This window comes from Neobacillus phoenicis, assembly GCF_047302305.1.
Lineage (GTDB): Bacteria > Bacillota > Bacilli > Bacillales > Cytobacillaceae > Neobacillus.
In genome coordinates this window covers 2896703-2922442 of sequence record NZ_CP154847.1, presented here as the reverse complement: position 1 = coordinate 2922442, position 25740 = coordinate 2896703, and the positions used below count along the sequence as shown (strand labels likewise).

30 protein-coding genes and 1 pseudogene are annotated in these 25740 nt (G+C 37.4%); 5 read left to right on the top strand and 26 right to left on the bottom strand.

Annotated elements, in window-relative coordinates:
- Positions 1-8: 8 nt before the first annotated feature.
- From preA to AA0X95_RS15205, 3 genes are all read right to left on the bottom strand, one after another.
- The gene (preA, locus tag AA0X95_RS15215; RefSeq protein ID WP_413299204.1) at positions 9-1295 is read right to left on the bottom strand and encodes an NAD-dependent dihydropyrimidine dehydrogenase subunit PreA; all 1287 of its coding nucleotides are present in this window, start codon (positions 1293-1295) and stop codon (positions 9-11) included.
- Positions 1296-1327: 32 nt separating this feature from the next.
- Positions 1328-2695 (bottom strand): NAD(P)-dependent oxidoreductase, encoded by a 1368-nt coding sequence (locus tag AA0X95_RS15210; RefSeq protein ID WP_413299202.1) that lies wholly within the window; start codon positions 2693-2695, stop codon positions 1328-1330.
- 413 nt (positions 2696-3108) lie between these two features.
- Positions 3109-3927: a uroporphyrinogen-III synthase gene (locus AA0X95_RS15205; RefSeq protein ID WP_413299200.1), complete on the bottom strand. Its 819-nt coding sequence runs from the start codon at positions 3925-3927 to the stop codon at positions 3109-3111.
- Positions 3928-4073: 146 nt separating this feature from the next.
- On the opposite strand from AA0X95_RS15205, the gene AA0X95_RS15200 reads away from it, so the two are divergent.
- Positions 4074-5351: an MFS transporter gene (locus AA0X95_RS15200; RefSeq protein WP_413310057.1), complete on the top strand. Its 1278-nt coding sequence runs from the start codon at positions 4074-4076 to the stop codon at positions 5349-5351.
- Between the two features lie 23 nt (positions 5352-5374).
- Here AA0X95_RS15200 and AA0X95_RS15195 read toward each other — a convergent pair whose 3' ends face one another.
- The gene (locus tag AA0X95_RS15195; RefSeq protein WP_413299198.1) at positions 5375-6055 is read right to left on the bottom strand and encodes an oxidoreductase; all 681 of its coding nucleotides are present in this window, start codon (positions 6053-6055) and stop codon (positions 5375-5377) included.
- Positions 6056-6172: 117 nt separating this feature from the next.
- Here AA0X95_RS15195 and AA0X95_RS15190 point away from each other — a divergent pair, with 117 nt between their 5' ends.
- On the top strand, positions 6173-6472 hold the full coding sequence (locus AA0X95_RS15190; protein WP_413299196.1) for a hypothetical protein: 300 nt from the start codon (positions 6173-6175) through the stop codon (positions 6470-6472).
- A 499-nt stretch (positions 6473-6971) separates the two neighbouring features.
- Here AA0X95_RS15190 and AA0X95_RS15185 read toward each other — a convergent pair whose 3' ends face one another.
- The 12 genes from AA0X95_RS15185 to AA0X95_RS15130 form a co-directional block, all read right to left on the bottom strand.
- Positions 6972-7358, bottom strand: a complete 387-nt coding sequence (locus tag AA0X95_RS15185) for a YidH family protein (protein WP_413299194.1) — start codon at positions 7356-7358, stop codon at positions 6972-6974.
- Positions 7359-7377: 19 nt separating this feature from the next.
- The gene (locus tag AA0X95_RS15180) at positions 7378-7761 is read right to left on the bottom strand and encodes a TlpA disulfide reductase family protein (protein WP_413299192.1); all 384 of its coding nucleotides are present in this window, start codon (positions 7759-7761) and stop codon (positions 7378-7380) included.
- Between the two features lie 473 nt (positions 7762-8234).
- Positions 8235-9011 (bottom strand): sulfite exporter TauE/SafE family protein, encoded by a 777-nt coding sequence (locus AA0X95_RS15175; protein ID WP_413299190.1) that lies wholly within the window; start codon positions 9009-9011, stop codon positions 8235-8237.
- Between the two features lie 45 nt (positions 9012-9056).
- Positions 9057-9284: a sulfurtransferase TusA family protein gene (locus AA0X95_RS15170; protein ID WP_413299188.1), complete on the bottom strand. Its 228-nt coding sequence runs from the start codon at positions 9282-9284 to the stop codon at positions 9057-9059.
- Between the two features lie 57 nt (positions 9285-9341).
- Positions 9342-10469: an MBL fold metallo-hydrolase gene (locus AA0X95_RS15165; protein WP_413299186.1), complete on the bottom strand. Its 1128-nt coding sequence runs from the start codon at positions 10467-10469 to the stop codon at positions 9342-9344.
- Positions 10470-10549: 80 nt separating this feature from the next.
- On the bottom strand, positions 10550-11128 hold the full coding sequence (locus AA0X95_RS15160; protein ID WP_413299184.1) for a sulfurtransferase TusA family protein: 579 nt from the start codon (positions 11126-11128) through the stop codon (positions 10550-10552).
- Positions 11129-11176: 48 nt separating this feature from the next.
- Positions 11177-11656: a DsrE/DsrF/DrsH-like family protein gene (locus AA0X95_RS15155; protein WP_413299182.1), complete on the bottom strand. Its 480-nt coding sequence runs from the start codon at positions 11654-11656 to the stop codon at positions 11177-11179.
- A 64-nt stretch (positions 11657-11720) separates the two neighbouring features.
- A complete protein-coding gene (locus tag AA0X95_RS15150) occupies positions 11721-11948 on the bottom strand; it encodes a sulfurtransferase TusA family protein (RefSeq protein WP_413299180.1) in 228 nt (75 codons plus the stop codon).
- A 97-nt stretch (positions 11949-12045) separates the two neighbouring features.
- On the bottom strand, positions 12046-12306 hold the full coding sequence (locus tag AA0X95_RS15145; protein WP_413299178.1) for a metal-sensitive transcriptional regulator: 261 nt from the start codon (positions 12304-12306) through the stop codon (positions 12046-12048).
- Positions 12307-12840: 534 nt separating this feature from the next.
- The gene (locus AA0X95_RS15140) at positions 12841-13140 is read right to left on the bottom strand and encodes a rhodanese-like domain-containing protein (protein WP_413299176.1); all 300 of its coding nucleotides are present in this window, start codon (positions 13138-13140) and stop codon (positions 12841-12843) included.
- 20 nt (positions 13141-13160) lie between these two features.
- Positions 13161-13526 (bottom strand): rhodanese-like domain-containing protein, encoded by a 366-nt coding sequence (locus AA0X95_RS15135; protein ID WP_413299174.1) that lies wholly within the window; start codon positions 13524-13526, stop codon positions 13161-13163.
- A gap of 98 nt (positions 13527-13624) precedes the next feature.
- A complete protein-coding gene (locus AA0X95_RS15130; RefSeq protein WP_413299172.1) occupies positions 13625-13885 on the bottom strand; it encodes a metal-sensitive transcriptional regulator in 261 nt (86 codons plus the stop codon).
- Between the two features lie 838 nt (positions 13886-14723).
- On the opposite strand from AA0X95_RS15130, the gene AA0X95_RS15125 reads away from it, so the two are divergent.
- The gene (locus tag AA0X95_RS15125) at positions 14724-15821 is read left to right on the top strand and encodes an L-dopachrome tautomerase-related protein (protein ID WP_413299170.1); all 1098 of its coding nucleotides are present in this window, start codon (positions 14724-14726) and stop codon (positions 15819-15821) included.
- Between the two features lie 180 nt (positions 15822-16001).
- Here AA0X95_RS15125 and AA0X95_RS15120 read toward each other — a convergent pair.
- From AA0X95_RS15120 to AA0X95_RS15075, 10 genes and pseudogenes are all read right to left on the bottom strand, one after another.
- Positions 16002-16301 (bottom strand): annotated as a pseudogene (locus tag AA0X95_RS15120) (spore coat protein).
- 156 nt (positions 16302-16457) lie between these two features.
- A complete protein-coding gene (locus AA0X95_RS15115) occupies positions 16458-17357 on the bottom strand; it encodes an aldo/keto reductase (protein ID WP_413299168.1) in 900 nt (299 codons plus the stop codon).
- Between the two features lie 174 nt (positions 17358-17531).
- Complete coding sequence (locus tag AA0X95_RS15110; RefSeq protein ID WP_413299166.1) at positions 17532-18248, bottom strand: SDR family oxidoreductase; 717 nt, start codon at positions 18246-18248, stop codon at positions 17532-17534.
- A gap of 92 nt (positions 18249-18340) precedes the next feature.
- On the bottom strand, positions 18341-18853 hold the full coding sequence (locus AA0X95_RS15105) for a type 1 glutamine amidotransferase domain-containing protein (protein ID WP_327836157.1): 513 nt from the start codon (positions 18851-18853) through the stop codon (positions 18341-18343).
- A gap of 146 nt (positions 18854-18999) precedes the next feature.
- Entirely contained in the window at positions 19000-19299 is a 300-nt protein-coding gene (locus AA0X95_RS15100) for an iron-sulfur cluster assembly accessory protein (protein ID WP_192654929.1), read from the bottom strand.
- A gap of 140 nt (positions 19300-19439) precedes the next feature.
- The gene (locus AA0X95_RS15095; protein WP_251455838.1) at positions 19440-20462 is read right to left on the bottom strand and encodes an LLM class flavin-dependent oxidoreductase; all 1023 of its coding nucleotides are present in this window, start codon (positions 20460-20462) and stop codon (positions 19440-19442) included.
- 37 nt (positions 20463-20499) lie between these two features.
- Positions 20500-21465, bottom strand: coding sequence for a TIGR03571 family LLM class oxidoreductase (locus tag AA0X95_RS15090; protein WP_413299163.1), 966 nt, complete (start codon positions 21463-21465; stop codon positions 20500-20502).
- Between the two features lie 12 nt (positions 21466-21477).
- Complete coding sequence (locus AA0X95_RS15085; RefSeq protein ID WP_413299161.1) at positions 21478-21825, bottom strand: ArsR/SmtB family transcription factor; 348 nt, start codon at positions 21823-21825, stop codon at positions 21478-21480.
- A gap of 231 nt (positions 21826-22056) precedes the next feature.
- Positions 22057-22341 (bottom strand): putative quinol monooxygenase, encoded by a 285-nt coding sequence (locus AA0X95_RS15080; protein ID WP_413299159.1) that lies wholly within the window; start codon positions 22339-22341, stop codon positions 22057-22059.
- Positions 22342-22708: 367 nt separating this feature from the next.
- Complete coding sequence (locus AA0X95_RS15075; RefSeq protein WP_413299157.1) at positions 22709-23227, bottom strand: DJ-1/PfpI family protein; 519 nt, start codon at positions 23225-23227, stop codon at positions 22709-22711.
- 148 nt (positions 23228-23375) lie between these two features.
- On the opposite strand from AA0X95_RS15075, the gene AA0X95_RS15070 reads away from it, so the two are divergent.
- The gene (locus tag AA0X95_RS15070; protein WP_031537027.1) at positions 23376-23765 is read left to right on the top strand and encodes a winged helix-turn-helix transcriptional regulator; all 390 of its coding nucleotides are present in this window, start codon (positions 23376-23378) and stop codon (positions 23763-23765) included.
- A gap of 737 nt (positions 23766-24502) precedes the next feature.
- Complete coding sequence (locus AA0X95_RS15065) at positions 24503-25531, top strand: zinc-binding alcohol dehydrogenase family protein (protein WP_413299155.1); 1029 nt, start codon at positions 24503-24505, stop codon at positions 25529-25531.
- The last annotated feature ends 209 nt before the right edge of the window (positions 25532-25740 follow it).

Here is a 25740-nt window from a genome sequence, read left to right as displayed (position 1 = left end):
ATCTATTCTTATTTAGCTACGTCTGCTTTACATTCAAGTGCACCATTTAGTGCAGCTTGGCGTTCATTCCAAGTCATTGGAGGTATTTCTCTTGCTGCCTCTACCATATCTATAGCCCCATCTACAGGACATACAATTGAACAAAGATTACAGCCCACACAATCTTCTTCCCTAACCTTCAAATAGCTTTTTCCATTTTCGTCTTTCAGCATATCAATACACTGGTGGGAGGTATCTTCACAAGCGATATGACACTTATTACAATTAATACAAACTTCTGTATTAATTTTTGCAACAATATTGTAGTTTAGATCCAGGTTACCCCAGTCGGAATATCTTGGTACTGATTTCCCAATAATATCTGTAACTGAGGCAATCCCTTTACTATCTAAATAATTGTTAAGTCCTTCGATCATGTCCTCGACAATACGGAAGCCATGATGCATCGCTGCCGTACATACCTGAACACCAGTTGCTCCCATTAACAGAAATTCTACTGTATCCTTCCAGTTGGATATTCCGCCAATACCAGAAATAGGTACATTAATATGAGGGTTCCGTGCACATTCTGCCACCATATTTAAAGCAATAGGTTTAACTGCAGGTCCACAATATCCTCCATGTGCTCCTTTTCCCGCCACATGTGGGATGGTATTCCAGGAATCAAGGTCCACTCCCATCAAACTATTAATCGTGTTAATCATACTAATGGCATCTGCACCGCCATTGCAGGCAGCTTCAGCAGTTGCCGTAATATCGGTAATATTTGGTGTTAATTTTACGATTACTGGTGTTTTAGCCACTTCTTTCACCCAGTAAGTTTGACGCTCTACTAAAGCAGGCACCTGCCCAGAGGCAGCTCCCATACCTCGCTCGGCCATTCCGTGTGGACAACCAAAATTTAATTCAAGTCCGTCGACACCTACATCTTCCACACGCTTAACAATTTCATGCCATTTCTCTTGTTTCGGTTCCACCATTAGCGAAGCAATAATTGCATGATTTGGAAATCTCTTTTTAGTTTCATAGATTTCTTTTAAGTTCACATCCAATGGTCTGTCGGTAATCAACTCTATGTTATTGAAGCCAGCAACTCTTTGACCGTTAAAACTAATAGCAGCAAATCTAGAGGAAACATTCAAAATAGGGTCTCCTAATGTTTTCCAAACGGCTCCTCCCCATCCAGCTTCAAATGCTCTCTGTACCTGATAACCCGAATTGGTAGGAGGTGCTGACGCCAGCCAAAATGGATTAGGAGATTTTATCCCTGCAAGATTAATACGTAAGTCGGCCATCGTAATTTCTCTCCTTTTCTTTTTAATAAGTACTAGGCAGATCCAACAACAGAAAATTGCTTGTGAATAGCATAAGCCACATTCTTTCCTTGTTGGGCTGCGGTAACGACCATTGCATCCCCTTTTCCCTTACCAAACACCACATCACCACAAGCGAATATTTTCGGATTGGAGGTTTGGAATGTTTCCTGATTTACTTTTACAACCCCGCCTTCGTGCTGAAGGCCAAATTTATTTATGAGCTCCAGATGTCTTGTTTGACCGATTGCTTTCACTACAGCATCAACTGGTAAAACGTGTTCAGACCCTTCAATTTCAACTGGTCTACGACGTCCATCCTTTTCTGGTTCTCCAAGCATCATCTTGGTACACTCAATTCCTGTAACATTTCCAGATTCATCACCAAGGATTCTTTTCGGTGCGGTTAACCAACGAAATTCGACTCCATCTTGCTTAGCAAATTCATATTCGAAATCGTAAGCAGTCATTTCATCTTCCGTTCTTCGGTAAAGGATTTTTACGTTTTCAGCACCTAAACGCACGGAGCAAGTGGCACCGTCAATCGCAGTATTTCCTGCACCGATTACGACCACTCTCTTACCGACAAAGTCCTTGGATAATTGACCACTTTTAGTAGCCTTGACAAATTCAATAGCATCATAGACTCCATTTAAATCCTCACCGTCAATACCCAGGTTCGGTACATGAGCCATACCAACTGCTAAAATGACATAGTCAAAGTTTTCAGTGATTTCTTCAACGGGGACATCTCTTCCAACTACGGTATTGGTATTTATTTTTACATTTAATTTTTCTACTTGTTCTACTTCCCAGAAGGAAATCGTTTGCGGTAAGCGAAAGGAGACGATGCCGTATGTGTTTAATCCTCCCGCTTTGTCTGCCGCTTCAAATATGGTTACCTCATATCCTAATCTAGCTAATTCTCTAGCCGCTGATAGTCCAGCAGGTCCACCACCAATTACAGCGACCGTTCGACCATTTGATTCTCCAGGTTGGAAAAGTGTTTGTTCATTTTTAATTGCCCAATCTGTCGCATATCTTTGGAGATTACCAATCATAATTGGTTTTGTTGAATGATTTAGGACACAAGCACCTTCACAAAGTTCTTCTGTGGGACAAACTCTTGAACAACTTGCACCTACTGGATTTGACGACATAATGGTTTTTGCTGAGCCTAGTAAGTTTCCTGAGGCAATTTTTTTAATAAAGGTTGGAATGTCAATCCCTGTTGGACAGGCTTTAATACATGGGGCGTCATAGCAATAGAGGCATCGATTGGATTCTTCATCCGCTTCTTTGTTTGTTAGACCTTGTTCCACCTCTAGAAAATTCTTTTCAAGATCGGAAAAGGATATTCGCTGTACTTTTTCGTTTGGCAAAGAGAAGTCCTCCTTTAACAAGTAAAATAATTTCCAATTACATTAAACATAAGCGAAAATACAGAATGTAAGCGCTTTAAAAACATTGTTCTTTTGTAATGGATTTTGGAATATCACCAGCCTCCTTATCGTTACGTGTGTATTTTACAGAAAATTCTGCATCTTAATCTTATTTTACAGACCTGAAATAGGCTTTGCACCTTACATTTTGTTAAATGATGCAAGCATTTGATTATCCATTATGTAAAAAGTAGATCTGCTAACTTCTTGTACATTTTCTGAATACTTTTTCAATTTAACATAAGCATACTAAAAAAAATGTAAAAATAAATCGAATTGTCAATTTTTCTTACATGGATTTTTTCGACACATTATACAAGTGATTAAAAAAGCATACCTCGTAGAAGGTATGCTTAAATGGTTGTTTCATTTTGATAATATTTTGATAGTTGGATAATCATAGCTCCCATTCTTTCATGCTCTGGAACAAGAACCCGTTCAATCCCTTCCTCTTTCAGCGCTTCTGAAGTAACTTTTCCGACGGCAACGGCTAATACATGATGCCGAAAGGCCTCGACGATTTCATTATGAAAATTATTCGCTCTTGAATAATCAAATAGCGAACGTACCTGGGTAGCAGTTGTGAAACATACTGCATCACAATCAGTGTTCTGTAATTCTTGACATAATTTTTGAACCGTCTCTCTATCTGGGGCAAAGTGTTGGTAGGGAAGAATTTTTTGTACTAAAGCACCCCGCTCCTCAAGAAAGTGAGATAACCTCTGTGCTGTTTCTCCATGTAGCTGAACCATGACTTTTTTTTCGGAAAAATCAACGTTTTGTAGTGCTTGTATTAATCCCTTTGTCGTTCCATCTTCATCGATAGCTACGGGAACAATCTCCATCTTTTTAAGTGCTCCAAGGGTTTTATACCCTCTTGAAGCAACCTTTGCGCCACGTACAATTGAAAGAAATTCTTCTGCACATCCTAGCTTTTCAGCGATCTTAACCATCGTTTCAAAACCTATGCCTGTGGTAAAAATAACCCAATCAGCACCTCGTTTAATAAATTCAACTAAATCGGGCTCTACTTCCTTCTCAGCTAAAATTACTGTCCCTTGTAGGGAGCGTACAAGGGGTACTCCACCTTGTTTTTCAATCAATGTTTGTAATTCTTCAATTTTTCGTGAACTACCGATGACAATTCGCTTACCTGCTAGACCTTTTTCCATTTTATTTACCTCATTTCAACTTTTTTTCATCTATTCTTATACTTTTCTATCAGTTAATCATAATTCTTTCTCGGTCCATATTAGTAGTATAAAATATATTTTAATAAACTAATAATTGTTTGGGGAGGAAAATTTAATTGAGTAATATGAAAATACACTATGGTTGGATTATATTAGCTGTCTCCTTTATCGGAGTGTTAGCAGCACAGGGATTACGATATTCCTTCGGGGCATTCATGACACCCTGGGAGAATGAATTTTCTGCCTCACGTGGAACCGTTTCGGCCATCTCATTTATTAGTTTTTTAATCTTTGCTATTTCTCAGCCTTTCATTGGAAAACTGATAGATCAATATGGAATTAAAAGAATTTTTGTCTATAGTATTATTCTTTTGGGAGTTACAACCATTCTTACTTTTTTTGCAGCGAGTATTTGGCAGCTAATTATATTATATGGTGTAGTTTCATCACTTGGATTTGGCGGTGCTTCCGGAGTTACAGCTTCTATGGCTGTTACGAAATGGTTTCGTAAAAAGCAGGGGTTAGCACTTGGGTTAGTAGAAGCAGGATTTGGTGCAGGTCAAATGGTTATGGTTTCAGCCTCGCTATATTTGATTAATATATACGGTTGGAAACATACTGTATTATTTTTAGGCGGTTTTCTTCTCCTTTTTGTATTTCCAGTCCTAGGAATCTTCCTAAAATCGGAACCGGCAGACATGGGTTTAAAAGCATTAGGGGAAGATGAAAATCAAGAGAAAAAATTAGTACATATAGAAGAGATTACGGAATCAATGTCAAAACAATCCTTCCTTTCCTCTCGGGGTTTTTGGTTTCTTATCCTTCCATATTTCATTTGTGGAATTACAACTACCGGGTTAATGGATACACATTTAATTCCATTTGCACAGAGCTGTGGATTTTCAGTTGCTGTAACAGGAACGGCTGTTAGTTTACTAGCTGCATTTAATACTGGAGGAACAATTATTGCAGGGATTTTGGCTGATAAATGGGACAATCGGAAAATGCTAAGCATCATTTATTTTATTCGCGGGCTTACCATTCTCTTTTTACTTGTGTTTCTAGTAAATGGCCAAATGCTCGGAATTCTTATAGAGCATCCTTGGGTGCTGTTTATCTTTTCGATTGTATTTGGTTTAGTTGATTTTGCAGTTGTTGCTCCGACAGTCAAATTACTTGCTGGATATTTTCATGGATCTTCCCTTGGGGTCGTGACAGGTTTTTTATATATGAGCCACCAGCTAGGCTCAGCCTTGGGATCCTTCATTCCTGGTGTGTTATTTGATTATTCCAACAGCTATACCAGTTCATTTGTTGGTGCGACTATCTTACTTTTCTTTGCTGCTATTATAAGCGCTTGTTTACCAAAAGAAATGCGTCAACAAAATGCAAAGGCTGCTTAATTCCAGCAAAAAGGAAACGAGACTTAAAATCGCTTCCTTTTTGCTATCCTTTCAATTTCCTGTGAAGGATACAGATGTACACCTGTCGCTTCGAATGAAGCTACTTCTGCCATGGCGGCAGCTACTTTTTTGGCCTCTATTGCTTTATAGGTCTTTAATGGACCTACCATGAATAGGTTCATTATATAACTAGCTTTTGCTGCTATTTTTTCACCGAACCGGAATTCCTCTCTATTACCTAACAACAAGGATGGGCGAAAAATATGAAGAGATGGTAATTCCAGCTTGTTTAGTGCTTCCTCCACCTCCCCTTTTACTTGATTGTAAAAAAAGTGGGATTTTGGATTAGCTCCCATCGCGGTCACTATAAGAAATTTTTCAACCCCTTGTTTACTAGCAAGTTTCGCTGCTTCTACTGGATAGTCAAAATCCACCTTACGAAAGGCTTCCTTTGTTTTTGCTTTTTTAATAGTGGTTCCTAAACAGCAAAATACATCAGTAACTTGAAATAGCACTTCTTCGTTTTCCAAATGATCAAAGTCAACCACGTGCGGTTCACAAACAGTATTGATAATTTCAATAGGTCTTCGAACCAACAACACTATTTTATTATATGTATTTTGTTTAATTAAAGTTTCTACTAACTCTTTCCCTACGAGCCCACTACTTCCTAAGACCAATGCTGTTTTTCCTCGATTGTTCACTTTAATTCCTCCTTAATCATCATTTTCGCATTTCTTTTGATATTTTCCAACGGCTTTTTTAATGAATCTTTGGAAATACTGAATGAAGTGAAAACTAATTAAACGGAGGGATTGTAAGTGGTTCATGAAGGGCAATTCAGTGATTTTATTAACGATGTTTCCATCCAAACAAAAATGGAAAATGTCTGGAGCTATACATGTGGCTCATGGGAAAATTGTAATGAAGATACCATTCAATCTTTTTTGTCACAATGTCTAGAATATAATATTGACCCTCAATATTGCATGAGCTGGGTAGAAAAGCATCAGAATGAAATTCCTAATTGGTTAGCTGTTTCAGAAACCTCACTAGGCTGGGTAAATCAGCATACATCAACTGGTTCAGCTATATCTATTTCAGACCACGACTTAATTTAGACGGGAAAAGCATGACAAATTCATAAAACGATCGTTTGTCATGCTTCTTTCATTAATGAAGTACTAAAATATAGCATATTAATTATTTTGCTTTTTCAAGACAAGATATAAGTCTTTTTTCAATATCTAGTGCTCCATGTTATATGCACTAAATATTATAAAATTATTCTTGTAGGCAATATCGCATGGGGGGATAAAAAATGAAAAAATTAGTTACAGGTTTTTTTACTGCAGTTATGCTACTAGGGTTAGGAACTGGGGTCATGGCAGCGAGTGACCAGATTGCATGTAAAGTCGGTGATTTTAATTAAAGAGATGCTCCCATTCATGCAGGAAAAGCATCCTGAATTAAGAGAAAAGCAACTAAAGGAAATGCATAAGGCTGTGCTGCCAAAATGAAAAAAGAAACAAATACAGATTGTATGATTAACAATTAGATGTAAAAATGTAAAAACACTCCAAAGTGCTTTTTTATTCTGTCTTTATGTAATTTAATACTTTATAACATTAAAAAATAGGCTCCAAATAGCAATGTAATAAAAATAATTAAGATACTGAGTGTAATGATATATTTTTTAGATGCCGTAAAGGTTTGCCGGTTAATTGTTGTAACCTTTCTCATATATACCATTGTAGCCATTAGAATAGTAACAATTCCTAGTCCTACAGAGGCGATCCCTATTAAGTTTGCTAAAAGATCGCCTATTGGAGAGAGGCTAGACATCATATTGAAATGTAAATTGGTTACTAAAAATCCGACACCAATTATTGCGATAGCTGTTCGGATCCATGCTAAATAGGTCCGTTCATTTGCAAGATGCTGTTGAATATATTTTGAATCTACTGTCTGTCTAGTCTCTTGTTCCTTTATTTCATCCTTCTGCATTTTATCCCTACTTTTTCGTTTAATCCATAGCTTGTATTAACTCTGTCATCATTTCTTTATCCATAGGACCTACAATTTTTTTCCTAATAACGCCTTTGGTATCAATAATATAACTGGTTGGAATAGTAACAGTTTGGTATGTTTGGCTGACTTGCCCATCACTGTCAAGTACGATTGGGAAAGTTAAGCCATAATCTTTCACAAAAGATCCAACGTTATAACTGCTTTTTTCGGAAGTAGTTAAATTTACAGCTAAAATTGTTACTTGATTATTTTTTTGCTCCTCATAAAACTCCTGCAAATGCGGAACCTCAGCTTTACATGGTGGACACCATGTCGCCCAGAAATTTAATATTACTTTCTTCCCTACCATATCAGAAAGCTTAATTTCTTGTCCATCCAAAGTTTTTTATCCAAAATTCGGCGCCTTATTCCCTTCCCGCAGCCCTATTTCTAGATCCTTTGATGTTGATGCAGCTTTCTTAACTTCACCTTTTTCTGTTTTATTTACCGACGATAATGAGGTAGCATCTTGAGCAAGAAAGGTAGTAAAATGATAACTGCTAAGAACTGTTAAACTGAAGATAAGAATAGTTTGGAAAATAAGCTTATTTGAAATTTCGGCTTTCATATTTTTATGAATAAAATAAATAAGGGAGATGAATGTCGCTATTACTAGCCCTTTAGTGCCTCCAGTAAAATAAAGGATTGAAATAGGACTTTTTAATATATGGGTTGGTTCTAATAAAATGAGACTGACCTTCCAAACTAAAATTAATATCAAAAGGCTGTTTGTTAACGCATCAAGATTCTTTTACTCTTTTCTTTCATTAGAGTTTTCTGTAACCACCATTTTATTACCACCCCATTAAATAATTATAAAATATCTATCCAAATTTTCACAGCAGTTGAAAAGATCAATATTCCTAAGATTACTTGTAAAACCTTTGTATTCATCCTTTTACCCATTTTAACACCTAGAGGAGAAGCAAGCAGACTTGCAACTATCATAATGAGTGAAGGAAGGATTTCCACCTGTCCTGTTGAAATTTTTCCAACCGTTGCCCCTATAGAAGAAATGAACGTAATGGCTAAAGAAGATGCGATCGTCATTCTTGTTGGAATCTTTAGAACAACAAGCATAATTGGGACTAATAAAAATGCACCGCCTGCTCCAACAATTCCTGCTCCGATTCCTACAATTAATGCAAGTACTACAGCAAGCGACTTGTTGAATTTGACTTGGTCCAAAGGGATATCATCGATCCCTTTTTTAGGAATAAACATCATAATAACGGCTAACAATGCTAAAACTCCATAGACAATATTAATTCCGCTTTCCGGCAGAAGAGTTGAACCAAATCCACCCACAAAGCTTCCAATTAGGATACTGATTCCCATATAACCAATCAATTTTTTATTTAGATATCCGCCTTTTCGGTAAGCCCAAACTCCACCAATTGTAGCAAAGAATACTTGTATCGCAGTAATACCTGCTACATCATGTGCTGTAAAATGAGCCACACCAAGAGCAGATGGGATAAGCAATAGCATCGGGAAGTTAATGATGGCACCACCGATTCCTAACATACCTGAAATAAATGAGCCTACAAAACCAATTAAGAATATGGTAATTACAAAATCGATACCCATTGTTTCTCCTCCTTAAAAAGGGAACCATGACGGTTCCCGCTATTATTATCCCTTTTTAATCCAGAACTTTAAAACAGTACCTTCTTCTTCATACTTTAACAGTTCATGACCGCCTGATTTTGCCCATGCAGCCAGGTCATTTTTTGCACCTTTATCAGTTGTATGAATTTCTAATATTTGACCTGCTTCAAGATCATTCATTGCTTTTTTAGTTTTTACAATTGGCATCGGACATGCAAGTCCTTTGGCATCTAAAACTTTTGTTACGTCCATTATATAAATACCTCCAAGTTTTTTAAATATCTCGATTTCCCATTTATTAAATGCATATTAACGTACCGCACAGCGATTTGGTCCAATTTCCATTTCGCGTTGTTTTTCAACGTCAGGATTAATTTTTCCCATATTTGTTTCACGAATCTCTTGATATGCATTGGGCTGTGGTGGCAGATTTTCGGTAACTAATTTCCTAAACTCATTTTCATCTGCAATATTTAAACCGTGGTTCTTTGCAAATAACGCACCTAACTTTTCAGATACACTTCCATCTGCATTCAATTCGTCAATGATCATAAAATGAGCAGGTAACACAATTAATTCTTCAGATAACTCTCTATAACGCTTATAAAGGCTTTCTCTTAAATCAGCAACCCAATCCTCTGCCATTCCAGCAAGGTCCGGACGTCCAATTGAATCAATAAATAAAATATCACCAGAAAGTAGGTATTTTTCATCTACTACAAATGAAGTAGATCCGATAGTATGCCCTGGGGAATACAATGCATGGATATTAATCGTTGTGCCACCAATTGTTACATCCTTGCCACCCTCTAAAGGTTGGTATTCGAATGTTACTTCGGTTGCGTCCTTTGGAGGTAACCAATAAGTTGCATTTGTTTTTTCAGCAATCACACGTCCACCAGAAATATGGTCTGCATGTAAATGTGTATCAAAGACATGAGTAATAGTTGCATTAACACTATCTGCGAATTCAAGATAAATATCAGTCATTCTTGTAGCGTCAATAATTGCAGCTTCACCTTTTGAAACGACCATATACGATAGACAGCCTTTACCAATCCGAACAAATTGATAAATCTCTCCTCCGTCTTTTAAATCTCCTACCTTTACAGGCTCTAAGTGCTCACTCCAAGCTTTCATACCGCCTTGAAGATAGGAAACTGATAAACCATCTTCTGAAAGCATCTCTGCCACCATAACAGAAGAGCCTTCCTTAGCACATACCACTAATAGCTCTTTATCAGTCGGAATTTTATTTAAAATTTCTTCTACCCCATCAAGCAACTCAAAGTATGGAATATTTAAATACTCAAAATTTCCCCCTTCAATTTTCCAATCTTGAAAATCGCTTTCGTTACGAACATCGAGAATAAATAATGGTTCTTTATTAAATACCTTTTTAGTTACTTCTTTTGAAGTCATTACTTTAACTGTCATGCTTATATTACCCCCTACGGTATATTTAATATCAAAAAAAAGAAGATTTTTTAATTGTGGGGCGATTAAGCCCCATTTGATTAGTTGTTTAAGCTTGTTGTTTTACCAGTCCACTCACTCATACCTGGCACTACATTAAAGACTTTACTAAAGCCCTTTTCTATTAATTTTTGTGCCGCAAAATCACTTCGATTACCTGTTCGGCAGACAACGAAAATTTCAGCATCTTTACTTAATTCATTTACTCTTTCATCCAATTCACCTAAAGGAATGGAAACTGCATTTGGAATATGATTAAACACATATTCAGCTACTTCTCTTACATCGAGTACAACGATGTTTTCATTTGCATCTAACTTCGTTACAAGTTCTTCATTTGAAGTTACATGCGGATGCTTTCTTTCGTCAACTTCTTCGTTAGAAGAAGCTTTTCTAAGGTAGTGTTTAAGCACATCGCCTTCTTCGATTATACCTAAATATTGATGACCTGAACTTTTTGCCCAAGCTTTAATATCTGCTTTTGAACCCTTATCAGTGGCCAAAACTTCTAATACTTGGCCAGCTTCTAAACCGGTCATAGCCTTTTTTGTCTTCACGATCGGCATTGGGCATGCTAATCCTTTTGCATCTAAAACTAAATCCGTTTTTAATGATGTCATAATCTGCCTCCTAAAAATACCATACAAGGTTTAATTTCTATTATTCTATTAAATAAACAAGTTTACATTTCCATCTTCAGCATCAGCTAAATACGCTGCTACACCTGCATATTCAATATTATCTAGTAGCTCTTCTTGCTTTAATCCTAAAAGATCCATCGTCATCGTACATGCAACAAGCTTAATATCTTGTTCTTGTGCCATCTCAATTAATTGTGGTAACGGCATAGCATTGTGTTTTTTCATAATATCTTTTATCATCTTTGGACCAAAGCCTGCAAAATTCATTTTAGAAAGGCCCATCTTATCTGCGCCTCTTGGCATCATCTTAGCAAACATTTTTTCAATAAAGCCCTTTTTAACCATAATGTTTTCATCTTTACGTAAGGCATTTAATCCCCAAAATGTATGAAAAATAGTTACTTCATGGTCATAAGCAGCAGCTCCATTTGCTATGATGTATGCAGCCATGGCTTTATCGTAATCTCCACTAAATAAAACAATTGTTGTCTTTTTTGTTTCTGTCAAAATGATTCCCCCTAAATTGTTGTTTTACCTATACCTGTACAGGTATTGAACTTTCTAAAAAAAATTATCCCTTTTTAATCCAAAATTTTAAAACATCTTGATCCTCTTCAAAATTTAGAAGTTCATGTCCGCCTGATTTTGCCCAAGCAGAAAGATCATTCTTTGCGCCTTTATCAGTAGTATGGATCTCTAAAACTTGACCAGTGGTAAGTTCATTAATAGCTTTTTTTGTTTTTACAATTGGCATAGGACATGCTAAACCTTTAGCATCAAGAATTTTATCTGCGTTCATTTTTTATAATCTCCTTTGAGGTTGTTTTTTGCACTGGACATTACCCCTATGGGTATATTACTAAATATAAATATATATGTCAACACTGTGAACTTTTTTATCTACTTTTCACAAGTAAATTTACTGCATCCTTTATTAACACATCTGTTTTCTCACCACTTTTTTCGGCATCAAGTACACATTCCACTAAGTTCGAGCTAACAATTACTCCAATTGTTCTGTCTACGGCTGAACGAACGGCTGACATTTGAGTAATAACCGCACGACAATCTTTATCTTCTTCCATCATTCTTAAAATTCCTCTAACCTGGCCTTCCATCCGTTTAATTCTATTTTTCATTTGATCATTGTATTCCATTTGATACAACACTCCTTTTTAATATGCTCCTCTTAAATTTGATTTCGATATATAGTATACCCACATACGTATTATTGTCTATTGCACTAATAAAAATCAAAAAGCAGTGAAAACTGCACTGCTTTTTGATTTTTATTATAATTTTAGGTGTCGCTTCACTAAACTCATGATACCTCTCCTTTATTAAAATAATTTACTTAATGCTTTTATAATAAGGTAAATTCCTCCTACCAGGAGCCATACTAACGTTCCAGGTCATATAGGAATAGTATTTTCCTTTTTTCCCGTCGTTCCCAGACGTATTAGATTGGTGAATTCCTCAGGAACCTGTTGTGGTGCAATCCAGCTTTTTTTGGTTCGTCTTGCATAGTACAGCCACCTTCCGATTAATGTGTGTGATAAAGGGCGCAACGAATTGGCCCAATTTCTTACTCTTGTTGCTAATCAGCTGATGCACTATCAGAAATTACCCGGTATGGTATTATTTTTCTTAAAAATTTTTGAGGTTTTCCCTTTATATAATCAATGATTGGTTTAAAATTCAAATTCGCCTTCCCAGGCCATCATACCGCCATCCATGTTCGTAACATCAAAGCCATAGCTTTCTAGGAACATGGTTGCTTGTGAGCTTCTTGCTCCTGAACGACAAACAATAATATACTTTTCTTTTTTATCAAGATCTGGCATTTTAAACTCCACTAATCCTAATGGAATATTTACGGCATTAGGAATTTTACCTGTTGCCACTTCTGCCACTTCACGAACATCAATGATATTTAACTTTTCACCATTTACAAGTTTTTGTTCCACTTCTTTAGCTGTAATGCGTTTCATCTTCCAATTCCCCCTAATTTTTAATTCCAGGCGCTCATGCCGCCCTTTACATTAGTAATTTGTTTAAAACCTAATTTTTTTAAGATTTTTGAGGCTTGCGTACTTCTCATACCACTTTGGCAAATAACAATGACTTCCTTATCTTTTGCTAGCGTTGCTGCTTTATTAGATAATTGATCAAGTGGAATATTCTTAAATCCTTTAATATTTCGGCCCTTGAACTCCATTGGTGTACGAACATCAATATATTGTTTGTTCTTATCACCAAGTTCAGCTTTTAATTGACCCGTTGTTATATTGCGTACCCCTTTTACAGGAATAAGCCTCCAAGTAAAAAATCCAACCAATAAAATAATCATGATTATGGTGCTTGTACTCAAGTCCATTCATCTCCTTAATTTTACTCTCTACCTATCTTGAGAGGATTTATTTTTAATACCCATAGGGGTATATTAACAAAGAAAAAAATTCATGTCAATACTTTTTATTTTCGACTTCTAACCAAAAGTTTAACAGCATCATTAACAAGTTCATCGTTGTTGTCGGAATCGGATTGTTCCATTAAACAATACTTAAGATTTTCACTCACAATGACTCCAACTGTATGGCTAATGGCAGAACTAACAGCCGATAACTGGTTAATGACTTTCTCACAATCCTGTTGCTCTTCCATCATACGTAAGATCCCTCTTATTTGTCCTTCGGTACGCTTCAACCTATTTTTTGTTTGCTTATCATACTCCATTTGTTTTCACTCCTTTTTTCATCTAAAATCATAAAACCATGAATGGAAAATTGTCTTTTTCTTAAAAAACGAATGGCTAGATTCTTTTCAATTGAATCCGAAGCGATGATTAGAAGTTTCTTATTAGGTATTTCTTTGTAATATCGCTTTAAATAAGCATATGGTATGTTTACTGAATTCGGAATCACCTCTTTTGAAGATGTTTGATAGTCTCTTAAATCCAATAACACACGAAATAACCATTGAATAACCTCCAAGATGTATAATACAAAAATAATTATATACCCTTAAGGGTATATTGTGAAGCGAATTGTATTTCCAAGTTAAGGCTTCCGTTTTGAATTGCATTCCATAAAATACGTGCATAAATGACAGTTGTATTGGCATCTTTATTAGTATAAAAATACCTAATTTATATACAACCTCACTTATGATACGGTTCTCCTTGGTTTATCTAAATGAGGTTTTTCTAAATTAGAGTAAAAAGTCTAGCACTCGTTAACTAGATGCTAGACTCTTTGAATTTTTTCCAATGTTTTTTCACTATAAGAAAATAAAATAGGAAACTTTCCTGTGGGGATTGTGAATGGAGAAAGGCATAAACAAACTGGTGAACCCTACTAGCGATGTATCTCCTTTCTTAATTAGGTTTTGGAGACTAATCCAATATTTCTAGGTTAAAATTTCCAGTGATAGTAGTACTTTTAGGTAAAAACAATTTCACTTGGATTAGTTAGGATTTAATTTACAATTTTTTAGCTAATGAAGAACCAGGAACTAAAAAAAATTTAAATCATATATAGGTGATATCCCGTGCGAAATTTTTGAGGAGGAGATCATGAAACCTATGTTACCTATGGAAAAATATTTCGGTAAGTTAGAACTAGTCTATGGATTTTATGGGGCTATGCCCACAGGCGTTAGTGTATCAGAAACCGGTCGTATTTTCATTTGCTTTCCGAAATGGGGAGACGACGTTAAATTCACAGTTGCGGAGATTGTTGGGGATACTTTGCAGCCTTATCCTAGTTTAGAAACCAATTTGGGTAATCAAGGTAATATCATAATGTCTTTTATCAGTGTCCAAAGTGTTGTTGCGGATGGAAGGGGAACACTTTGGGTATTAGATACAGCAGCACCGAATTTTTCTGAACCTATTAAAGGAGGGGCAAAATTAGTCGCTGTTGATTTAAAAACCAATACAATAAGAAAAGTATATACCTTTACAGAAGATGTTGTCCTGCCAACAACTTATCTGAATGATGTCCGTTTTGATTTTCGTGTTGGAAAAGCGGGTTATGCATATATAACAGATTCATCTTCCAAAGGACCAGGAGCTATTATCGTTGTAGATCTAGAAAATGGAAACGCGTTTAGACGGTTAAATGGAGCAAATTCAACATCACCCGACCCTTATTTTTTACCGAAAGTAGAAGGTGAAATTTTGATGAACCGAAACAAAGATGGCTCAACATCTCCATTTAGATTGGCGTCTGATGGTATTGCGATTTCTCCTGATGGAAAGGTATTATTTTTTTGTCCACTAACAAGTCGTCATCTGTTCTCGATCTCAACAGAAGCCCTGAGAGACAGAAATATACTGGACATGGATTTACCTTATCATGTGGAGTATTGGGGAGAAAAAGGTGCGTCTGATGGAATGATTACAGATGCAAAAGGGGCCGTTTATGCCGGAGATTATGAGAACAATAGTATTCGAAAGATATTGCCGAATGGCACAATGGAAACCATCGCACATGATCCGAGAATTTTATGGCCGGATACTTTTTCAATTGGGCCGGATCAATACTTATATGTCATTGTGAACCAATTACATCGGCAGGCAAGGTTTCATTATGGAAAAGACCTGCGACAGAAACCTTATAGTTTACTTCGTATGAAAATTGATGAATTCCCTGCTTCTACCTTTTCGTAATAAAAAATAGTTGAATAATTTTTACATTACGTCAGGTGAAGTTTAATCGGTTTTTATCCGGGAATTAGCTGACCATTCTACCTTCAATCTTAAAAACTCATATATTTCCGACCATTTCACAAAAAAGTGGTTTTTAGGAACCGTTTTATTGGTCAATGTTAAACTGTTCCTAAAAATTTTCTATAGATTAGGTAAGTTTAATGTTGTATTAATATTATCAAGATCCAAATTGATTTGTTCGTTCATATCCCAAGCGTGGTACCATCCCTTTTCTACCATATAACTAGAAATTGGTTCATGCATACCAAGAGCTTCCACCAAGTGACGAGTTAGAATCTCTTTAACTTCAGGCGTTCCTGATTCGGTAACTGCAAACACATAATTTCTAATTCCACTTTTAGCTGCATTTAATTAATCCATTGCAACCATTTGATCAGATAGTCCATCTATTCCAGTTAATGTTTCAACGATTGGATTCATATTCATTCATCTCCTAATTATTGCTTTGCATTGGATAAGATAGAAGCTAACTTTCATACAAGAGGTTTTAGCTGCATCTGGAGTAAATCTTCCAATACCTCTGTTGACATACACATTCATTCAATCCCCTCTCTCTTTGTCTATCCTCTAAAATTTCTATATAATGTCCAAAGGCATTTTTCTAGTCGGTTGCGGAAATACCTCATCAAGTCTATTTAAATCCTCTTTTGTTAATTTAATTATAGTAGCTTTCGCATTTGCTAGTACATGTTCTTCTTGAACAGCTTTTGGAATAGCTAGACAATCGTTAGAACGGATTGTCCAAGCGAGAGCGATTTGTAAGGGTTGGACAGCGTATTTTTCTGCAATCTCTTTAATGGTTGGATCCGTTAACAATTGTCTTCTTAATGAACCTCCTTGAGCTAGCGGGCTATATGCCATAATAGGCATGTGATGTTCTCGCTGCCATGGTAAAAGATCATAATCTATACCCCTTGAACCAAGATGATATAACACTTGATTAGTCATACAATTTTTCCCGTTAGTGGTGTTCCATAACTCTTTCATATCATCGGTATCAAAATTAGAGACTCCCCACCTTACTATTTTTTCTTCCTTGCGTAGCTTTTCCATTCCTTCAATGGTTTCTGCTAATGGCACACGTCCTCGCCAGTGTAAAAGGTACAAATCAAGATGATCGGTTCCCAGCCTTTTTAGACTGTTTTCACACGCTTTGGCAATCATATCTAATCCTGCATGATGAGGATACACCTTTGATACTAAAAAGACGTCATCTCTTCGTCCTTTAATTGCTTCACCTACTAAGCGTTCAGAATCGCCTTCACCATACATTTCCGCCGTATCTATTAGTTTCATGCCTAATTCTATTCCGAGTTGTAAAGCTTTGATTTCCCTTTCTCTCATTTGAGGATTTTCTCCCATGTACCAAGTACCTTGTCCTATTCTTGGCATAGAAGTTCCATCAGGCAATGTAACTACACGACTTTCAAGGGAATTTTTTATTTTTGTTAATTTATTTTCGTCCTGTACACTCATTAAAAATCAACACTTCCTTTTGTATCTTTTTATGTACCTAATAACAAAAAAGGCGGCAATACTCTTTTGCAGTATTGCCACCAGTAAATTACTTAATTCTTACCTTATTTCTATTTTAGTTAGAACCGCTGCTTGGCAGGGTGATAAGCTTCCGTTCAACATCCATTTAGGCCATTATACTAAGTGGGCTCCACCATCAATAAGAACAGCCGTACCAGTAGTAAAACCATTTTTAGCAAGGTATACATAGGTTTCAGCTATGTCTTCCGGCTTTGCAATCCGTCCAACAGGGAGCTGTTTTGCAATGCCGTTGAACAGTGCTTGCCTTTGATCATCTGGCATTCCTGCATAGATTGGAGTGTCTACAATTCCAGGTGAAACCACGTTTACCCTAATAGGGGCTAGGTCTACGGAAAGTCCTCGAACCAATCCTTCAATGGCTGAATTGATTGCCGCTAACGTAGTAGCGCCTTGAGGAGGACGAACGCCATATACACCAGAGGTTAAGGTGATTGAGCTCTCATTGTTTAAATATGGAAGTGCTGAACGGACGGTAATATATTGCCCCCAGAACTTACTATCAAACGCCTCTTTAGCACTTGCAACAGGCAATTCGCTAAAGTGCCCCATTGCCCCTTCTCCTGCTGTTACCACAAGGTGGTCAAATTTTCCAACCTTGCTGAAAAATTCTGCTACTTTTTCTTCGCTTCGAAAATCGATTTCATTTCCTTCTACATTGCCACCAAGAACTTGTTTTGCCTCATTTAATTTGGAAACAGAACGGCTGGCAATGATCACTTGAGCTGATTGATCGAGAAACGCTTTGGCAGTTGCTAAACCAATACCAGAAGTACCCCCTAAAACAACTACTCGTTTACCATTTAATGACATAGTAAAACCCCTTTCTTATTAAAACCTTTTTTGTATTGAAGTTCATTGTGAAATATTAATTTCTAAAACGATACTATTGAGTACTTACGCTATTATTCAGCTAATAATTTTAAGGATTCACGATTAAAGGCAGGAATGTCATCCGGAAAACGGCTTGTTACAATATTATTGCTTACTACAACTTCTTCATCTTTGTAGTTAGCACCTGCATTTTTGAGATCATTCCTTATTGATTTGAAACCTGTTATGTCGACGCCTTTTAATAGGTCTGTATCAATTAATACTTGTGGGCCATGGCAAATGGCAAAAACAGGTTTACCTTCTTGTATAAATGCTTTTGCGAATTCACCAAAACGGTCGTCTTCACGTAATAAATCGGGAGAGAAGCCGCCAGGGATGAGTAATGCATCAAAGTCTTGAGGATTAACTTCCCCAATTCCTTTATCTATTTTTACTGCTTCACCTTTTTTACCAGTAATATCTTTTCCAGCCTGTATGTCGATTGTGATCACTTGATGACCAGCATCTTTAAATGCTTGTGCTGGTTCTGTGAATTCTACATCTTCAAATAAGTCTGTTATTAGTGTAGCAATTTTTTTGCTCATTATGATAAGCCCCCTTATAATTGTAAAAGCATCGTTGGTATTATTCTCATTTAACACAATAAATACAAGTAATCTACTGTGTTTAGTATATGATACTGCTAGATATATGAAGGTATAAAAACCTTTAGTATCGCTCTGTCACGTGTTTAATGATGGTGATGCCCTTTGGAAGAATTCGTGATATCAAATCCTGCTTGCGGCACATAGAAATACTTGATCCAAACCCCATCTAAAAACGGTTCCCTTTTATCAAGTAAAACATCAATGCCTTTGTCTGTTTTCACAATTTCATCATGGTCCGTGGGCGTATCAAGTTTTACTTCATAATGGGCATGGTCCCCATGGTCCAATGTAACGTAGACACGAACCATTTTCCCTTCAGCCTCTTCACTTTCCAACATTTGTTTCAGCACTTTAGCAGCATTTCGGTTAATTTTGCAGTTCATATCATTGTCTCCTATTCTAACAACTTTTATCTTTTTAATTAAGGAATCCTGTAAACAACCTCATAACCTGATTTCACGGTTTCATCCATATTCAATTCCCTAGAAAAATCAAAAAGGTTTCCTTGCTGATGTCCTCCTTTTTACCTTTCGCTTTTTGTAATTTCTGCCAGAAGCTCGTATGAATGCAGGCGAGCTTTGTGGTCGTAAACTTGGGCAATGGCCATGATTTCATCTGCCTGGCTCTCCTCCAAAAATGTATGCAGCTTGTCCTTTACCGTCTGCTGGCTGCCAACAATCGATGAGCCTAATTGCTGCTCGAGAGCCTTTAATTGGTAGCTGCTGGCCACTTCGGATATGTCATCTACCGGTGGTTGAAGCGGTGTAAGGTTGCCACTCATCAGATTCAAAAATTGCTGCTGTATTGTTGTAAAAAGGCGCTTTGCCTCTTTATCCGTTTCTGCTGTAATGATATTCAATGCCACCATCGCATACGGCTTATCGAGAACATTCGAAGGCTTAAACGCCTTGCGATAGATCTGTAGAGCACCCAGAGTGTTAAGTGGCGAGAAATGGGCGGCAAACGCGAATGGCAAACCCAGTTCTCCGGCCAGCTGCGCACTGAAGCCGCTTGAACCCAGCAGCCAGACTGGAATATTCAAACCTTCACCTGGAATCGCTTTTATAGGGTTCCCTTGTGCCAGTGATGGATCAAAGTAACCGCGGAGTTCCGCTAATTGCTCAGGAAAGTCATCTCCGGTACTTCCCAAGTCGCGTCTCAATGCACGAGCGGTCCCCTGATCTGTACCGGGTGCCCGCCCCAGACCAAGGTCAATTCGCCCAGGATATAATGATTCAAGAGTGCCAAACTGCTCAGCGATGACGAGCGGTGCGTGATTCGGCAGCATGATTCCTCCTGAACCAATCCTGATTTTTGATGTACCGGCTGCCACATGGGACATCACTACAGAAGTGGCGGAACTGGCGATAAACGGCATATTATGATGTTCTGCGAGCCAAAAACGGTTGTAACCAAGTTTTTCAGCAAGCTGTGCTAGTTCCAATGTATGGCGGAAAGAGTCAGCAGGAGTACTTCCGGCTGTTATCGGTGAAAGATCAAGCACCGAGAATGGAATTTCGTTTAGTTTATTTGCATGTTTAGACATAAGTACATCTTCTTCCCTTATCTAATTTTTTTAAAAACTAATCTAATACTGGAATTTCATGAGTCGGAAAGTAAGGCAACACAAACTCTCCAAGCTCCTGGATGACTTCCTCGGGAGGGCGCTTTGAAAAATACAATACAAATGCCAGGTGATTGACACCAATGGATTGAAATTGATATAGAATTTCTAATAACTGTTTGCGCCCTACACGAAATCCTAACGGAATCGGAACAGGAAACGAATCGGGATTTTCCGATAAATCGATAAATAAAGTCTGAGTGAAAGGTTTAAACACTCCTGGGACGTGAATTTCTGACAACTCGCGATACTCGTTAATCAATTGAGTTTGTTGTGGGATAATCCTCGGGTACTGGATCCAGCCGTCCCCATTCTGGGCGATCCATTCAATCGATTGATTGCTGAATCCTGTCACCATGGTCGGAATCGAAGAAAAAGGTTTGGGGATCATTCTCATATCCGTTCCATCGATGATGCCTAAATCGCTGTTGATTGTAGGATTGTCCTCCTTTAACAGCCGTTCAAGGAATGCATAATTCTTTTTAAACAGCCCTCCACTTTCCAGCTTGGATATTCCCAAAGCTGTGAAATCTTTATCCCGGTCTCCTGAAGCCACTCCCATGATCAGTCGTTCGGGAAACAACCGGTCAATAGATGATGCTTCCTTTGCCACTCGGACAGGATGGCGCAGCGGGAGGACCACACTCGCCGTCCCAAGTGCAATATCCTTGGTATGGGCCGCAAGATAGGTCAAATAAATCCATACATCAAACATTTGACCATTATCATCAATATTCAAATTCTGAATCGTAACGTCCCGAAGCCACAATGCCGCGAAACCATGGTCTTCAATTTTGCGGGCAAGCGACAGCTGATTTTCCATAATCGGATATTTGGACATCCTTGCCGTCGGAATCGCGAAACCAAGTGTCATTTTATCCTGTTGGTACAACCTGTTAAATGCTCGATGCTGTAATAAACTCACTTCAATTTCTCCTTAAATTTTTGTACCAATGTATTTTTCGAACTTTTTAATCGTCTCCTCATTACGGCGATAATACGTCCATTGTCCGATTCGCTTCATTTCAACCAGTCCGCTTTGCAGCAGAATCGATAAATACTGTGAAGTAGTGGATTGCGAAATCCCGGCCTTGCTTCGGATATCCCCTACGCAAACCCCGCCTTTAAATCCTTCATCAGCAATAATATGGGCTTGCGGTGAAAAATGACTGTATGGATCTTTTAACATTTGAAGAATGCTCACCCTCGTCTGGTTCGACAATGCCTTAAAAATTTCAACGGCTTGTTCATCATTTAAGCGTTCCAATTCCTGCTTCAATGTCATTTGCCTCTTTCTATATCGATTATCACTATCCCAATGGAAGCTGGATAGATGATCTAAAGCATCATGCCAAATCGGTAATTCCCGATATTAATATATTAGCCATCTGGTCCTTCCAAATCAAATGATTTGTTTCGAAGGAGATACGGCGAAAAGCTTCCATCTTAAAAAAGACCACTAAAAAACCTGCAAATAACTTTTTTTTTCGAAGGTTCCGCCACTCCATCTTTGAACTTATTCCATTATTTTTAGCTTATACACTTCTCTATTTGATACAAGGTCTGCAATATTGTTCCTGTATTCCTGATAATGAGCCGACTGAATATGGTATTCCAGCGCTTCCTCATCCTTCCACACTTCATATAAAACGAAAGTTTGGTCTTCAGATTGGTGCAAGTCATACTTTATACAACCTGCCTCTTCCCTTGATGCCATTTGTACCTTTTTGAGTTCTGATAATAGTTGCCCCTGCAGGCCTTCTTTTGGTTTTAATACAGCAGTAATTACAATATGCTCCATTTTCATCCCCCTAAATAATGAGTAGTTTTTCTTTCTTTTATAAAGTTTTTAAGGTGGCAGTGGAGTTTATGTCCCTCCCAGCATCGTGTAAAAAATATACCCTTTTAAATCTTTATCCGCTTCAATTATGAAAGCTTTTAACTGTTTACTCTTAACTTTTTTAGTATGACCAAAAAGTTGAGGCTTGTTTTCGAAGGATATTCAACTAAAAGACGACCTAGTAAAACTTTATAAATATAGTAACACGGTTCATATTGAATCAGAGTTAATTTTTGGTGTATTTTTCTTACAATTTGATAGCCAAAAGCCTAGGGAATTAATTCCGTAGGCTTTCGATTATATGAAAATTCAGGGAGGAAATGTAGAATTAGCTTAATGCTTTTACTAAAGCTTCTCCAAATTCTTTAGCGCCATCTGGACCATCACCAGTGATAATATCATCATGAGCAACAACATGTTTTTCAACATATGTTACTTTATTCGCTTTTAATTGGTCTTTTTGTACATCTACTGGATAGCAAGTTGCTTCTCTTCCAGTAAGTAAACCCGTTTTAGCTACAGTAACCGCACCTGCACAAATTCCTGTTACAAGAACTTTATTAGTATACGCTTGTTTCAAGTAGTCTTGTAATTCTTTATTTTCCCATAGATGATCGTTCGTACCAGATCCACCAATAACAGATACAACATCATAGTCAGAAGCAAAAACGTCTGAGAAAATGACCTCAGCAGTAGCTTTACCTTCATAATCCCCTATGATTTCACCTGTTTTTGTACTTGCAATTGTCACATCAATTCCGTTGCTTTCCAATTCCGCTTTTGGTTGAAATAATTCGTCTTCATTGAAACGTTCTGGTGGTATAATTAAAAGTGCTTTTTTACTCATTTGTAGTTCCTCCTCATTAATGAAAAAGATTTGCCGGTAAGACGACCATTTCATTCTACTGCTTGTTTTCTTCACTGTGAAGAATGCACTTTTTTGTAAGGAGGTTACCGACAGGTTACAATTGATACATATAAGGAGGTAAGAATTTATGCCAGATACATTTAGAGATGAAGTTAAAGAAAAGATCATAAATGGTGATTATAATTGTGAAAAAGAACTTACCTTATCAATTATAAGTGGTAAATGGAAAATTGTTATTTTATGGCATTTGGGGGTAGAAGGACCACATCGATTCAGTGATCTCCAAAGGCTTTTTCCAAAAATATCTCATAAAATATTAACGAATCAATTAAGAGAACTGATGGAAGATGGAATAGTTCATCGCGAGGTTTATCCAGAAGTTCCACCGAAAGTGGAATATTCCATGACTGAATTAGGGATGACTTTACTTCCTATCGTTGAAATGATGTATGAATGGGGGAAAAATCGGATAGCAGAAATCATAAAAGAAATGGATATTTCGGAATTAAACAATTAAGCATATGCTTACATTTACAATGTTGCTTTACAAAACCTATTAGAAAAGAAGCACCTTCACTTAACTGTAAGGAAGGTGCTTTTTTTCTACCCATCATTAAAAATTAAAATGTTCGAAGGGTCCAACATGACTAAACCAAGGCATTTTTAATCCATTTTATTAATCATTTTTGGTAACTTCCTTTATTATTTCAGTTGCAATCGTAACCATGACTGGATTCCCACACTTCCTATCACCTCCTTTAATTACTTTTATTAACTATTACAATCTTTGCTGATAACCTTCTCCCATCTTTTAGACAAACTAAAAAGAGTGGATTATTGGTTTCTGCTTCTAAGGCAATTCCAATAACCCACTCTGATTCTGAATTGTATATATATGTGAAATGAAACTGGGTTCGGTAATATTTGCAACACATCCTCTGAAATGAGTTTCTCGTCTAGTTCCTCGTGATATAGCAGTACCGTTTCCTCGCCTATCTCATTTGATTCAACTGCTACACCAAATTTTTCTCCCATAAAATCTATTAAATTGCTCTATACGAAACATAGCGTGACTCCTTTCACCAATGACGTCTAGCAGTGAACTTAAGGTTATATCTTCCATACTAATAACACCTCATTCACATCTATATTAACACTAAATTTCACTGATGCTTAGAAACTATAGGCTAATAGTAATTATTTTAAGCCATTACTAATAACTGGTATACTAATAAGGAAAGGATGTGGTTCATCATGAAAACAATGAAGGCGGTAGGATTAACTCGTTACCTTCCAATTGACAATCCCCAGAGCCTGGTGGACGTAGTTGTAGAAAAACCAAAAGCAACGGGTCGTGACATTTTGGTCAAAGTAGCGGCCATATCGGTCAATCCTGTTGATACAAAGGTACGAGCTCCTAAAGAAAGAGTTGAGGAAGTTCCTAAAATTCTAGGTTGGGATGTAGCAGGAGTCGTCGAAGAGACAGGACCGGACTGTTCATTGTTTCGTCCGGGAGATGAAGTTTTTTATGCTGGCAGTATTGCACGACAAGGCGGAAACAGTGAATACCATCTGGTCGATGAACGAATCGTTGGGCGCAAACCTGTTTCCTTAAGTTTTGTGGAAGCTGCAGCTCTTCCCCTAACCTCCATTACAGCTTGGGAAGCGTTATTTACCCGAATGTCTATTTCCCAAGATCCGGGCCCTAACAATGGAAAGGCTCTGCTGATCATTGGTGCAGCCGGGGGTGTAGGTTCCATTGCCACTCAGCTTGCAAAACAAGCGGGGCTTACTGTAATCGGGACTGCTTCCCGATCGGAAACTGTTAGCTGGGTTAAATCAATGGGCGCGGACTATACCATTAATCACCATGACCCGCTCCTTCCACAACTTCAAGCAATTGGATTTACAAACGTTCCGTACATTTTTTGCCTGAATGCTTTGGAAAAACACTGGGCCGGTATTAGCGAGGCTATTTCTCCGCAAGGAGTTGTGTGCGCAATTGATGATCCAGCCTCTCCGCTGGACCTCAAATTACTTAAGCAAAAAAGCGTCACCTTCGTGTGGGAGTTTATGTTTACTCGCCCTGTTTACGAAACAGATGATATGATTGAGCAACATCTATTGCTTAATCGTATTGCTGATGCTGTGGACCATCAAAAATTAAAGACAACACTGGCCGAAGTCCTTGGACCGATCACAGCAGAAAATCTCCGTCAAGCCCACAAATTTTTGGAGAGCAATAGGACGATTGGTAAAATTGTACTAGAAGGTTTTGTTTAAAAACCTGTTTGCAGAGAGTATAAAAAACAATGAGGTTTCCCGATAAATCGGTGATTCGATAATTGCAATTGGATATAAATATAAAGCCGACTGCTGATCGTAGCCGGCTTTAATTACACAAAGAAACTTTCTTTTACTTATGATATGGTTCTTCGTAATCTAAATGAGGTTCTCTATATTTATTTGGCTCACTTACGGCCCAATTTTTT

Excerpts from the sequence above, each read along its gene's own strand:
- AA0X95_RS15200 (WP_413310057.1), top strand. The coding sequence starts at position 4,074 with ATGAAAATACACTATGGTTGGATTATATTAGCTGTCTCCTTTATCGGA.
- AA0X95_RS15160 (WP_413299184.1), bottom strand. The coding sequence starts at position 11,128 with ATGACATCATTAAAAACGGATTTAGTTTTAGATGCAAAAGGATTAGCA.
- AA0X95_RS15100 (WP_192654929.1), bottom strand. The coding sequence starts at position 19,299 with ATGAACTGCAAAATTAACCGAAATGCTGCTAAAGTGCTGAAACAAATG.
- AA0X95_RS15070 (WP_031537027.1), top strand. The coding sequence starts at position 23,376 with ATGCCAGATACATTTAGAGATGAAGTTAAAGAAAAGATCATAAATGGT.
- AA0X95_RS15140 (WP_413299176.1), bottom strand. The coding sequence starts at position 13,140 with ATGAAACGCATTACAGCTAAAGAAGTGGAACAAAAACTTGTAAATGGT.
- AA0X95_RS15175 (WP_413299190.1), bottom strand. The coding sequence starts at position 9,011 with ATGGGTATCGATTTTGTAATTACCATATTCTTAATTGGTTTTGTAGGC.
- AA0X95_RS15205 (WP_413299200.1), bottom strand. The coding sequence starts at position 3,927 with ATGGAAAAAGGTCTAGCAGGTAAGCGAATTGTCATCGGTAGTTCACGA.
- AA0X95_RS15165 (WP_413299186.1), bottom strand. The coding sequence starts at position 10,469 with ATGACAGTTAAAGTAATGACTTCAAAAGAAGTAACTAAAAAGGTATTT.
- AA0X95_RS15135 (WP_413299174.1), bottom strand. The coding sequence starts at position 13,526 with ATGGACTTGAGTACAAGCACCATAATCATGATTATTTTATTGGTTGGA.
- AA0X95_RS15105 (WP_327836157.1), bottom strand. The coding sequence starts at position 18,853 with ATGAGCAAAAAAATTGCTACACTAATAACAGACTTATTTGAAGATGTA.
- AA0X95_RS15095 (WP_251455838.1), bottom strand. The coding sequence starts at position 20,462 with ATGTCTAAACATGCAAATAAACTAAACGAAATTCCATTCTCGGTGCTT.
- AA0X95_RS15075 (WP_413299157.1), bottom strand. The coding sequence starts at position 23,227 with ATGAGTAAAAAAGCACTTTTAATTATACCACCAGAACGTTTCAATGAA.
- AA0X95_RS15145 (WP_413299178.1), bottom strand. The coding sequence starts at position 12,306 with ATGGAATACAATGATCAAATGAAAAATAGAATTAAACGGATGGAAGGC.
- AA0X95_RS15185 (WP_413299194.1), bottom strand. The coding sequence starts at position 7,358 with ATGCAGAAGGATGAAATAAAGGAACAAGAGACTAGACAGACAGTAGAT.
- AA0X95_RS15115 (WP_413299168.1), bottom strand. The coding sequence starts at position 17,357 with ATGAGTGTACAGGACGAAAATAAATTAACAAAAATAAAAAATTCCCTT.
- AA0X95_RS15170 (WP_413299188.1), bottom strand. The coding sequence starts at position 9,284 with ATGGACGTAACAAAAGTTTTAGATGCCAAAGGACTTGCATGTCCGATG.
- AA0X95_RS15125 (WP_413299170.1), top strand. The coding sequence starts at position 14,724 with ATGAAACCTATGTTACCTATGGAAAAATATTTCGGTAAGTTAGAACTA.
- AA0X95_RS15080 (WP_413299159.1), bottom strand. The coding sequence starts at position 22,341 with ATGGAGCATATTGTAATTACTGCTGTATTAAAACCAAAAGAAGGCCTG.
- AA0X95_RS15065 (WP_413299155.1), top strand. The coding sequence starts at position 24,503 with ATGAAAACAATGAAGGCGGTAGGATTAACTCGTTACCTTCCAATTGAC.
- AA0X95_RS15085 (WP_413299161.1), bottom strand. The coding sequence starts at position 21,825 with ATGACATTGAAGCAGGAATTGGAACGCTTAAATGATGAACAAGCCGTT.
- AA0X95_RS15150 (WP_413299180.1), bottom strand. The coding sequence starts at position 11,948 with ATGAACGCAGATAAAATTCTTGATGCTAAAGGTTTAGCATGTCCTATG.
- AA0X95_RS15110 (WP_413299166.1), bottom strand. The coding sequence starts at position 18,248 with ATGTCATTAAATGGTAAACGAGTAGTTGTTTTAGGGGGTACTTCTGGT.
- AA0X95_RS15130 (WP_413299172.1), bottom strand. The coding sequence starts at position 13,885 with ATGGAGTATGATAAGCAAACAAAAAATAGGTTGAAGCGTACCGAAGGA.
- preA (WP_413299204.1), bottom strand. The coding sequence starts at position 1,295 with ATGGCCGACTTACGTATTAATCTTGCAGGGATAAAATCTCCTAATCCA.